The 10,496-nt window shown below is 65.5% G+C and carries 12 protein-coding genes and 1 pseudogene; 6 read left to right on the forward strand and 7 right to left on the reverse strand.

Annotated features, from left to right (window positions below; translation table 11 throughout):
• The 6 genes from xerC to ACIBPB_RS33445 all read right to left on the reverse strand — a co-directional run.
• Window positions 1–797 (reverse strand): tyrosine recombinase XerC (xerC, locus tag ACIBPB_RS33420; RefSeq protein ID WP_396843226.1); only part of this gene is annotated, 797 nt, incomplete at its 3' end.
• Window positions 794–1,012, reverse strand: a complete 219-nt coding sequence (locus ACIBPB_RS33425) for a helix-turn-helix domain-containing protein (RefSeq protein ID WP_396843227.1) — start codon at window positions 1,010–1,012, stop codon at window positions 794–796. The genes ACIBPB_RS33425 and xerC, both read right to left, overlap by 4 nt.
• 79 nt (window positions 1,013–1,091) lie before the next feature.
• Entirely contained in the window at window positions 1,092–2,582 is a 1,491-nt protein-coding gene (locus ACIBPB_RS33430) for a replication initiator (RefSeq protein ID WP_396843228.1), read from the reverse strand.
• A gap of 2 nt (window positions 2,583–2,584) precedes the next feature.
• Window positions 2,585–2,830, reverse strand: a complete 246-nt coding sequence (locus tag ACIBPB_RS33435) for a hypothetical protein (protein ID WP_396843229.1) — start codon at window positions 2,828–2,830, stop codon at window positions 2,585–2,587.
• A complete protein-coding gene (locus ACIBPB_RS33440; RefSeq protein ID WP_396843230.1) occupies window positions 2,830–3,252 on the reverse strand; it encodes a hypothetical protein in 423 nt (140 codons plus the stop codon). Before ACIBPB_RS33440 ends, ACIBPB_RS33435 begins: the two co-directional genes overlap by 1 nt.
• Window positions 3,252–3,611, reverse strand: a complete 360-nt coding sequence (locus tag ACIBPB_RS33445; protein ID WP_396843231.1) for an XRE family transcriptional regulator — start codon at window positions 3,609–3,611, stop codon at window positions 3,252–3,254. Before ACIBPB_RS33445 ends, ACIBPB_RS33440 begins: the two co-directional genes overlap by 1 nt.
• 360 nt (window positions 3,612–3,971) lie before the next feature.
• On the opposite strand from ACIBPB_RS33445, the gene ACIBPB_RS33450 reads away from it, so the two are divergent.
• Window positions 3,972–4,322 (forward strand): GntR family transcriptional regulator, encoded by a 351-nt coding sequence (locus tag ACIBPB_RS33450; protein WP_396843232.1) that lies wholly within the window; start codon window positions 3,972–3,974, stop codon window positions 4,320–4,322.
• Window positions 4,323–4,463: 141 nt separating this feature from the next.
• Complete coding sequence (locus tag ACIBPB_RS33455; RefSeq protein WP_396843233.1) at window positions 4,464–5,825, forward strand: hypothetical protein; 1,362 nt, start codon at window positions 4,464–4,466, stop codon at window positions 5,823–5,825.
• 694 nt (window positions 5,826–6,519) lie between these two features.
• Here ACIBPB_RS33455 and ACIBPB_RS33460 read toward each other — a convergent pair.
• Window positions 6,520–6,759, reverse strand: a pseudogene (locus tag ACIBPB_RS33460) (tyrosine-type recombinase/integrase); the annotation flags it as partial.
• 294 nt (window positions 6,760–7,053) lie between these two features.
• Between ACIBPB_RS33460 and ACIBPB_RS33465 the strand changes: the two are divergent.
• The 4 genes from ACIBPB_RS33465 (at window position 7,054) to ACIBPB_RS33480 (ending at window position 10,358) form a co-directional block, all read left to right on the forward strand.
• Window positions 7,054–7,548 carry a hypothetical protein gene (locus ACIBPB_RS33465; RefSeq protein WP_396843234.1) on the forward strand — a complete coding sequence of 165 codons (495 nt, stop codon included), beginning with the start codon at window positions 7,054–7,056 and terminating at the stop codon, window positions 7,546–7,548.
• Between the two features lie 626 nt (window positions 7,549–8,174).
• Window positions 8,175–8,690: a hypothetical protein gene (locus ACIBPB_RS33470; protein WP_396843235.1), complete on the forward strand. Its 516-nt coding sequence runs from the start codon at window positions 8,175–8,177 to the stop codon at window positions 8,688–8,690.
• Between the two features lie 42 nt (window positions 8,691–8,732).
• A complete protein-coding gene (locus tag ACIBPB_RS33475) occupies window positions 8,733–9,461 on the forward strand; it encodes a hypothetical protein (protein WP_396843236.1) in 729 nt (242 codons plus the stop codon).
• Between the two features lie 552 nt (window positions 9,462–10,013).
• Entirely contained in the window at window positions 10,014–10,358 is a 345-nt protein-coding gene (locus ACIBPB_RS33480) for a hypothetical protein (RefSeq protein WP_396843237.1), read from the forward strand.
• The last annotated feature ends 138 nt before the right edge of the window (window positions 10,359–10,496 follow it).

A 10,496-nucleotide genomic window follows, 5' to 3' on the forward strand; every position in this document is an offset into this window, starting at 1 on the left:
GCGGTGACACACCGAGCAGGCAGGGCGAGAGTGCGCCGGGACTTGCGGGTCTTGGTGTCGCCGCCGTCCCGGTCAGAGCGCCAGACGTGAACTGAGGGCGGTAGCGGCGGGTCAAGATTGGGTTGACCGTGAAGGTCTACGTGGTCCCAGCGCAGGGCGCGGAGTTCTTCGGTGCGCGCGCCGGTCAGCAGCGAGAGCACGACATAGGCGTGCAGGCGAGTTCCCTCGGACGCGTGGAGAAGCGCCCGAGCCTGGGCAAGCGTCAGGGACTTGGAGGGGCGTCCCTCCTGGCCGCGTGGGACGGTGCACAGCGCGACGACGTTGCGCTTCACCTTGTCCCGGGCCATGGCTCGGTTCATCGAGCGGTTGAGGCACCCGTAGAGATCACGAAGAGTGCGGCTGCTGAGGGTGGTGGCCTTGTCGGCTAGCCAGCGGTCCACGTCCTGGGCGCGAAGCTCGCGGAGCTTCCGAGCGCCAAGCGCGGGGATGATGTGGGTGCGGCACAGGATCTCGCACTTGGTCTTGGTGCGGTCTGATCGGCCGTTGAGTCCGTAGGTGAGCCAGTCGGTGACGGCTTCGGTGACGGTGTAGTGGTGCTCGGCGATGGCGAGCCCGTCTTCGTAGTCGCGGATCTTCTCCCGCAGTTTGGCGCGGGCTTCGGTCTTGGTCTTGCCGCTGCTTTTGCGCACGACGCGCTTACCGGCCGGGGTGTAGCCGACGGTGACGGTGGCGATCCAGCGTTGCCGGGACTCGTCCCAGTGCAGGCCGCCTTCTCCTCGGGCGCGGCGTGTGGTCATCGGGTGCCTCCTTCCTGGGCTTCCTGTTCGAGCAGCTCGACGTAGGCGGTGATGGCGGCGGCGGGGACGAGGCGGGTACGGCCCTGCCGGACGGAGTGCAGTCGGCCGGCGCGGATCTGTTCGTAGATCACGGTCCGGGAGATGCCGAGCAGGTCCACAGCCTCGGGGATGCGGTAGAGGGCCTTGCCAGGGGCGTCGATGGTGGGTGCGGTCAAGCGGGGTGGTCCTTCCTGTCGCGTGCGGGTTGTTGACACGTACGTGTCAAGCGGGGTGGGGTTGGTTGACACGTACGTGTCAGCCGTGGAGCTGGTCGCGCATGGCTTCGCGGGCGGCTTCTGCTCGTTCGCGGGCCATGGCGGCGGCGGTGTTGGCCAGGAGGGCGTCGCCGGTGGTGAGCCAGCCGGAGCCGGTGTAGGCGAGGGTGTTGATGACCACCGTCGTTTCGGTGTCGTGCTCCTGGTCCTGGTCGTGTTCGACGGTGCGGCGCCATACGACGCGGGCGTCGCGCAGGATGCGGAAGGTGACGGAGTAGCGGCGGCTCTTGGTGAGGAAGTGCCCGCCGAAGCCGAGCATGTGCGCCCATCGGCGCAGGCCGGTCCAGCCGGGAGCGCGGCCGAGGGTCCAGGCGGCGTCGATGAGGCGTTCGGGGTGGGTGCCGTCGGGGTTGGCGTACAGGTCGATGGTGTCGGCGTTGAGTCGCCCGCAGGCGTGGCCGGTGGCCTCGGTGCTTTTGGTGGCGTACTTCGCCAGGTACGCGGCGACCATGGCGTCGGTGATCTCACCGTCACCGGCGATCCGGACCGGGCGGATGTCGGCGTAGCGGCCTTTGCCTTCATCACCCCATGCGATCGGCCACCCGGCCGGGTGGTGCGGGTGCGGGTCGGTGGTGAACCGGGTGGAGGCGGCGGCGTGCTCGACAGCCGCCACGAGGTCGAGCAGCCCGAGCGGGGCGGGCGGGGCGACGATCGCGCCGGGGCAGTCGGGGTTGATGCCGTCGAGGCGGACGATGACGTGGTAGTGCACCACGCCGCGTCGCTGCATCTCCGCGACCTTGCCGTAGGACAGACGGAAGGAAGCCGCGGGGAGCCCGAACGCCCGAGCCGTCTTGGCCAGCTCGCGGCGGATCGCGATGGTGGTGCGCCGCCACAGCTCGCCCGCTTGGCCGTTGAAGACGACCTGGGCGTGGTGGTCGTAGCAGTCCAGGCACAGCGGTGTCCCGAGGGCCTTCTCGTCGGCGGCGTGCAGCCGCTGGCAGCGCAGGTCCACCCCATGCGGGCACAGGGCTTCCTGGCGGCGGGGGCGGCACGGGATGGCCTGGCCGGTCTTGCTGGTCCGGCGGGTGTGCACCGCGCCGAAGCTCGGGGCGGTCAGCGTGACGAAGACGGCGGGGTGGCCGGCTACGGCGGCGGGGACGCCTTTGCCGCCGATGAGTCCGGCGCGGATGAGCTGGAAGGCGTCACGGCGGTAGACCTCGGCGCAGGAGGGGCAGACGGCGGCGCGACGGTTGCCGCACGGCTTGTAGATCTGCCCGTCCGGCATGTTCTCCGTCGATGCCAGCGCCAGGAGTTCCCCGGTGGCGGGGTTGATGGTGGCTGACTCGCCGGTGAGCCGCACGGGCCGGGTGCAGGCGGCGGCGGGCATCACGTGACGCAGCCACGCGTGGTAGTTCGGGTCCTGGGCGCGGAGCCTGCCGGACTCGGCGGCGTCAACGGCGCGGCGACCCGAGACGAAGGGGTGTGGTCCCGGGCGGTGGGTGCCGCCCGGGTGCACAGGTGTTGCGGTCACCGTCACGCGCAGCTCCGCATGTCGGCGGGTAGCTCACCGAGGATGCGGGTGAGCAGACCGGCGTAGTAGCCGGGCAGCGGGAGACGGTGGTTCTCCCACAGGAACAGCAGACGCACCAGCAGGTACGTCTTGGGCAGGATCACGCCGTCCTTGGCCGCCTCAATGCGCATGCGGCCGATGAGCTGGACGGGTTCCCACCCGCGCAGCAGACGACGCTGCCGGGCCGGGTGCATGACAGTGACGGTCATCAGGCCGCCACCGCCTCAGCGTCGGCACCGGTCAAGGCCATCTGCCACCGCTCGACGGTGCGGGCGGTGTCCAACGCCGAGCCGGAACCAGTCAGCAGCCGACGCAGGCACCGGGCGGTGCCCTGCGCGTGGGACAGCCGGACGCGGTCCGGGGTCAGCCGGTCCCGCAGGCCGATGTCACCACGCACGGTGACCTGTTCGAACAGGTCCGCCACCTCACGGATCAGATCGATCCCGAGATCAGTAACGGCGGCCGTGACAGCGGCGACCATGCGCAGCACGTCACCACCAGCCGCCATCTCCTCCGGGGTGCGGTGGTAGTCAGCGACGTAGAACGCCACCTCCAACTCCCGCAGCGACAGCGACTCCACATCAACCGGAAGCGGGTGACGCGACGCGGAACGGATCGGGGTGACAGTCATCAGGCCACCGCCCCGACCGGCGCGACCGGGTGAGCGTCGAACAGACGCGACAGCAGATGCCGGTAGTACGGGGAGACACCCACGGTGCCGTTCTCCCACCGGCACAGGTTGCGCTTGAACGTCGTCCACTCCGGCAGCCGCTCACCATCGGCCTCAGCCAGACGGCACAGCCGACGGAACAGGTCAAGCTGCGACCAACCCCGCGCTACGCGGAGCTGCTTGACCGAAAACCGCGCCGAGTCCTCCACCGGCGCGGTACCCAACATCGCGGACAACGCATCAAGCAGCGCGTTGACCGCAGGCGACCCGACAACCGGGTCAGACGCGACCGCCAGCCGAAGCGCGGCCAAGGCAGTCACGGGCGCAGGGCAGTCAGGAACGGAGACGGAGACAGGGTGGGTGTTGGGAACAGGTCGCAGTCCAGGAGCCTCAGCAGTGGTCGAAGCAGCGAGCGAGCCAGGAAGCCCGAACACGGGCGCGGAGGCCGCACGCGCCAAGGTCAGATGACCAGAGGCGGCAGATACAGGGACGCGGGTACGCTGAACAGGCATCGTGTGGTCCTTTCGCGAGGGTGACCGATGCGCCGACCTCGGCGGGGGTAGGAGCCCGCCGGGGTCACCACTTGAACCTTACTAGCCCGGGCTAGCCCAGTCTATAGAGGTAGCCAGCTCATCTATTGCGCCCTAGAGCGCCCTGGTCAACTTCGATAGGCTGACCAAGTGGGGAAAGTTGATCCGAACGACCGGCGACCGCCGTATACGCAGATCGCTGACGAGCTGCGCCGGGCCATTCGCTCAGGGGAGCTACGGCCAGGAGATCGCCTGTCGTCGGGCCGCGTCCTCGCGCAGGAGTACGGCGTCGCGCAGATGACCGTGAAGAGCGCCTTGGGCGTCCTACGCGACGAAGGATTGATCGTGTCGTCGCAGGGTCGCGGCGTCTTCGTCGCTGATCCCTTGCCCAGCCCGCAGGCGACCAGCTCTGCTTCGTCGACCGAGCTATCGACACTGCGGACCGAGCTGCGCGAACTCGAACGACGGGTCGCCGCGTTGGAGAAGAAGCGAGCTCGCTGAAGCTTGATGGGCATGAAGCAAGGAAACTGCGCCACCTGGCCTGGCGACACCATGTGAAGACCCATGTGAACTTTGCCCGGCCCATGTGGGGTGTTCCGCTCACTGCCGACGCAAGTACCCTCGGCGGCAGGGAGGGCCGCGATGAACGATCCGAACGACAGTCTTGCCGCTTTGATCTCCGAAGCCGGATGGTCCTGGGCCGGGCTAGCGCGCCGGGTGAACGACTTGGGCGCGAACGAAGGCCAATCGCTGCGCTACGACTACACAGCCGTGAATAGGTGGGTGAAAAAGGGTGAACGCCCACGGTCGCCGGTCCCCAACTTCATTGCACAGGCACTGTCCGAACGGCTAGGCAGACGGATCACACCATCTGACTTCCGAATGCCCGACGAAGAAACGCTCGCAGAACGAGGATTGTCGTACGGCGGTAGTGCAATAAGCACCGTGGAGACAATCATCGATCTTGGAAGGGCAGACGTGAAGCGCCGACAGATCATCAAGGCACCTTTCGTGCTGGCCGCGTTAGGTGCGCCTAGCCGTGATTGGCTGCTCGCGACGCTAGACGAGATGAGCACCGAGCGCGGTCCCCGTCAGGTTGGCATGCGCCAGGTGGCAGGCATCCGCGACATGTTCGCGCTTTTCCAGGAGATGGACGTCATGCGTGGCGGCGGCCACGCACGGACAGCACTTATCGAGTACATGAGCAGCTATGTGGTGCCGCTGCTCAAGCGCGATCATCAGCCTCCGGTCGAGAAGGCGCTTTACGAGGCAGCGGCCGAGTTGGCATACCTGATCGGCTGGATGGCCTACGACGACGGCGAGCACGGCTTGGCGCAGCGGTATCTGATTCAAGCGCTGCATCTCGCACAGGCGTCGGGATCCGTACCACTTGGCGCTCATGTTCTGGCCGGCATGTCTGACCAGGCAAACCTACTCGGTCACCCTCGCGAAGCTCTGATGCTAGCCCGAGCCGGACGCCGTGGACTCGCAGAACCAGAGTCACCCGCATGTACGACCGACCTCTACATTCTCGAAGCACGGGCGTTGGCCGCCCTTGGCGAGAGGTCTAACGCAAGCAAGGCAATCTCCCTCGCTGAAAAGACTTTCGGCCAGGTCAGGCCCGAACAGGAACCCGAATGGGCCAAGTTCATCGATGCGCCGTACGTATTTGGAGAAGCCGCTCACTGCTTCCGAGATCTGGGACAGGTCCAGCCCCTTGAACAATTCGGTCGCGAGTCAGCCGAGGGAGCGAGGAAACAAGGACGCGCCCGACGCGGAGCGTTGAGCCACGCAGCGCTAGCAGTCGGCGACCTGGCGCGAAACGACATCGAGGCAGCCGCAGCAAAGAGTATCCACGTAGTGGAGCTAGCCGCGTCTGTGAACTCAACCCGATGCATCGCAACAGTGCGCGACCTACAGAGACGGATGAGGCCGTTCTCTGCGATTCCCGAGGTGCAGCAGTTCAACACCCGCGCCAACGAACTGCTTGGACTTGCTGCCTAGCCTGATCATGAACTGACCTTCGGTTGGTGAGAAGTTTCTATACGTCTTCAAGGCGGCCCGCTTCGCAGGCCGCGCGCGCCGCCGAACCTGGGCCGGGCCTTCGGCCCGCCGCGTTGCCTCTGGCCTTCGGCCGCCGGCACGCGGTGATAGCCCGCCGGCGGCGCGACATACGAAGAGGCCCCGGGCCGCCATGATCGATGGCAGTTCCGGGGCTTCGGGTTGGTCGAGACACAGGCAGTGCCTCCGGCGGGGCGCTCGGGCGCTCTGGGATGGTGACGCCACCCCGGCAACCTTCATCCGGGGCAAGCCGATCAGGTGGGGCCTGCCCGGTCAAGGTCGTTCAGACAGTGGGGTGCTCCACCTTGACCGGGCAGGCCCCACCTGATCCACGGTGTGCGGACGAAGGCCGACGGGATGGCTTGGGGCGCAGCCGGGGAGGAGCAAGGCGGGGGGCGGCGTGGGTGACTAACCGGGTGACGACCGCGACGGACGGCAGCGGACAGAGCCGAACGACGGTGGACGATGTAGCGAGGTCAGGCAGGGAACCGCCGCAGGTGAAGCCAGCACGATCATTCCTTCGGGACGAAGAGGTCGTCGGTTCGAATCCGGCCACCCCGACAGAGGTCAGAGGGCACATCCGATCCATGGATGTGCCCTCTAGTGCTTCCGTACAGCAGTGAAGTACAGCAGCGGCCTATCGCAGGCTCTCGCCCAGGCGCTTGAGGGCGTCACGGGTGGCGCCCGACGATGCCTGCGAGTAGATCTCCATCGTCACCGACACCTCGGCGTGCCGGAGCACCTGCATGATGACGCGCGGGTGCACGTCCAGGTCGACGAGCAGGGTCGCGCAGGTACGCCGGGCATCGTGCACGGTGATCTTCCGAACCCCGGCCCGGACACAGCGGGCGTCCCAGGAGCGGGAAGGCCGTGCTGGGCCGCTCAGCGGATTTCGGGCCGGCGCAGCGGCCGGTGTGATCGAAAGCCGGCAGGACGTGACCCGCGTCAGCGGCAGGAAGACCGCTCGGCAACTCCGAAGTCGAGTTCAGCGATCCGGCGGGAAGGCCGCGCTGGTGTGCTCAACGAGGGCCAGAGTAGCACCGGGTATCGACACGTCAACCTGCCGTGAAACCGCAGGGCGGCCGACTGCCGGCCGACTTCCGGCCTGTCCTCCGTCGGCTGATGTGCGACACGCGTTCGCCAGGTGATCTGCGACAGGTAACGTCGCTGGGTGACGACAGCACGATTCGGTGAACGGACTACGTTTGCCGTAGAGGTGGGCGGACCTGCCACGCCTGGACTGCGGACAGTCGACCTGTGGTTGGCCAACAAACGGCTGACCGTCAGCGACAACGCTGCTTACCTGCCATCGCTCTCCACGTACATGCAGGCGGACGCACACCGGGTGCGCGGTGGCGACATCGCACCGTGCCCCTTCCCGGGCTATGAACCGGGAGAGGTCTTCCGGCTGCTGCACGCCAAGGAGACTAAGTTCCGCGAGCAGTTCTGGTTCATGCGCTGGACCGAGATCACCGACAACGTGTCGACCTACGCTTACCTGGACGGCGACCTGGTGATCGTCTTCGAGTTCTGGCGCAAGGACCACTCCTTCCCTGAGGAACTGGGCAAAGCCTTCTCGGCGCGACTCCCACCGGAGAGCTTCGTGGGCATCGTTGAGGAAGCAACCCGCATGTTGGACGCCGATTCCACTCGTAACCCCAGTTAGTCAGCGAACTCTAGACCTGTCGCACATCACCTCGCGGACATGCGTTGCACATCAGTTGTCGGATCACAGGCCGACTGCCGGCCGGTGTGGGAGGACTTTCTGTACGTCTATCAAGGCGGCCCTTGACGGGCCGCACGCGCCGCCGCCTGGGCGCGCGCCGGCCGCTGCCGCTGTCGCTCTGCGGCCGTCACGCCTGATGCCCTGCGGCTGGCGCGGAGAGCGGGAAGCCCGGGGGCCGCCGCAGAGCGACAGGCCGTTGACCGGTGAGGGGTGGGCCGGCAGCCGGCCGGGCCGCGCGGCCAGCAGCCCGCGCGGCGTAGGGGAGCGCACGCCGGCCGCGTCGGCGACCTGGCGGCGGTCGCAGGATTGCGGTTACTGCGCCTCCGGCGGGGGCGCTCCGGCTCCAGGATGGCCGGGGCTCCGCCGGCGGGTCACGGTCCGTGGGTGGTGGCGGTAGGCCATCCCGCCTGCCCTCGGCCCGGACGAGCCGAGCAGACCACCGCCCGACCCGCCAGCGTCCGTACGAGCCGTCAAGGTCCGCTTGACGTGGCGGGCCGGGCGGCGGCCCGCTCCCCAGGAGGGCGGGTCGACGGCAGACGGGATGGCAGAGCCGGCACAATGATGCGGTGGCCGATGAAGAGGAAACCAGTGCTGTCGACATAGGGCAACTACTCGGGAACCTGCTTGCGAAGACCTACTACGGCCATGCCGTTGGTGAGGTCCTGTCAATCGCGCTTGCGCTTGAGTCAATGATTGACTCAGCGCTCATCAAAGCGCTAGTCAAGCCAGACCGAGAGACTATTGCATTTGCGACTGAGAAGCTGTTTGGTCAAATGGGACGCGAACGCAAGTTCTCTCTACTTCTGCCCACGCTGCAGCTCGTTGGTGCACAAAACCCAGGCCAGATTTGTGATCGGATCAAAAACTTATTTCAGTTGCGGGATAAAATCGCGCATAGTGCAATAATCGAAATGACTACCCAGGCGAACGCACTGAACCTAGTTGGCTACCGTCGCGGGAAGTTGCAGACACACGGACTAACGCCTGAACTGATTAGCAAGACAATTGAAGAGGGGCAGCAGGCCATTCAGGACCTTTTGCCATACTCGGCTGTATTTCCCAAGCCGAGAGTGAGCGATTAGCCAGTAGTAGCCAGTTACTCGTAGGAGATCGGAGTAATGTGAGTGGGAATCAAGAGGGAATCAACGTCTGACGAGACGCTCGCTCAGGCCCACAAAGCTGGCACCCCTGTACGGATTCTTCAACATGCCGAACACGCACGATTCGGCACGATCACCTATGAAGTGCGACGTCTGTGGAAGCTGCACTACATGATGGCGCGCAGTGGTTACCTTGAGCTTCAGAGGCGCCATGAGCGTGTTCTCCGCCTCCCGATTCTCCCCAGCAACGACCGGATGATGGCTGCCGAAGATGAGCCAGATCTCACCCTCCTGGTATACGTCGCTGGGACGCAGATGGTCATCAACACGGTGCTAACGATGCAGCATCTGTGTCAAGAGATGGAGGCGTCGCTGGGTGTCAGGCTTGAACGCAGCACTCTTGGGGAACGGACGAGAGAGGCTTTAGGGCTGGCTAAGCTAGGAGTGTCTACAGCCGGGCCGGGCTATTCGGCACTGCGTGAAATTCTTGAACGTCGGGATGCGGTTGAGCACCCGAAGCGAAACAACGTCTTCAATTCGCACCCGAATGATTGGGACCGAGTGCCGCTAAATTGGTTTCTCACCGAGCGTGCACCGAGAGCCTTCGAGTTGTGGGATCAGTGGTTCGGGCAGATTATCGCAGATTGGAAGCGGCATCCGAGCCAGCAGCCCCAGCTTCTTAACGTCACCCTACAGCAGCGCGGCGTAAAGTCCACTCGGCAGGCCAAGAAGCCGCCGAAAGGTGCAGGTTAGAGATGGCTGGCGTCGTACGCCCTCGCTGAACTGGAGCTATGCACGCCGCGACGACCGTTGCCGGTACGCCCTTAGGAGCGAGGGTTGACCATGGCTGAGGGATCGGTGGGCTGAGACCATGGTTGGTCTTGGGTTCAGTGCTGCTCTTCATGATGGCCGCCTTCATCCTCACTCTGATCTCGACCGCAGTTCTGGCGGAACCGGACGGGGAAGGCAAGGTGATGTCAATGAAGTTGGTCCTCGGCTGTGCTACGTGTGTCCTCGGTGGTCTCTCAACCACCTAGCGGCATCAGCACTGGTTGAGTCCACTGATCCTCGTCGCACGGGCTGTGTCTGGGGCACACAGGGGGCACAAGACACCGTGAAACGTCGTCAAACAACGACCAACCACGGCAGCCCGAGAGATCGCGCCAGCAGGTATCGAGTGCTGTTCCCGCTGGTGGCGGGACGGCGGCTCTTAGTTCCGCTTCAACGTCTGGGTTTCTAGCAAGGTAGGTGGCGCGGTCGGTACCGGGGCGGGCGACAATCTCGGCGTGGGCGAGGATTGGGTCCATGGCTGACGCTCCGAGGGCACTTCGCTGCTCCATCCAGCATCGTTGGGGAAGCAGCGAGGACGCTTCCTCGGTTGACCAGCTCGCGGATCTGCTGGATGAGCTAGAGGTCGATGACCCGGAGCATCCTGACGTGTGGATCAGCGATAACGAGGCTGGGTACAGCGTGTCGGCGTTCGCGGGAAGCCGAGGGCTTGTGATCTGGGAGGACCACGACGAGGTTCGCGGCCCGCTGTACATGGATGGATACTCGCGGGCCAGGATGATGAACCTGTTCACGATGGTCTTGCAGGGGAGAACGACTGAGGTTGATTCGCTGCCTTGGTCGCCGGGATACGGGAGCTGAGGGCGACCGCGCGGGTCAGAGTCCGCGCCTGAGCAGTTTGCCCGTGTCAACACCGGTTGAACCCTGACCCCTCTGTTCCGGCCGAACTTTGACCCCCTCGCTGGTTGTAGATGTTCAGTCGTTGGTCTTGGTGGCTGC

The sequence above is a fragment of the Micromonospora sp. NPDC049836 genome (assembly GCF_044465125.1).
Lineage (GTDB): Bacteria > Actinomycetota > Actinomycetes > Mycobacteriales > Micromonosporaceae > Micromonospora.

Coding starts and splice junctions, on each gene's coding strand:
- ACIBPB_RS33435 (WP_396843229.1), bottom strand. CDS start 2,830: ATGACCGTCACTGTCATGCACCCGGCCCGGCAGCGTCGTCTGCTGCGC.
- ACIBPB_RS33440 (WP_396843230.1), bottom strand. CDS start 3,252: ATGACTGTCACCCCGATCCGTTCCGCGTCGCGTCACCCGCTTCCGGTT.
- ACIBPB_RS33455 (WP_396843233.1), top strand. CDS start 4,464: ATGAACGATCCGAACGACAGTCTTGCCGCTTTGATCTCCGAAGCCGGA.
- ACIBPB_RS33480 (WP_396843237.1), top strand. CDS start 10,014: ATGGCTGACGCTCCGAGGGCACTTCGCTGCTCCATCCAGCATCGTTGG.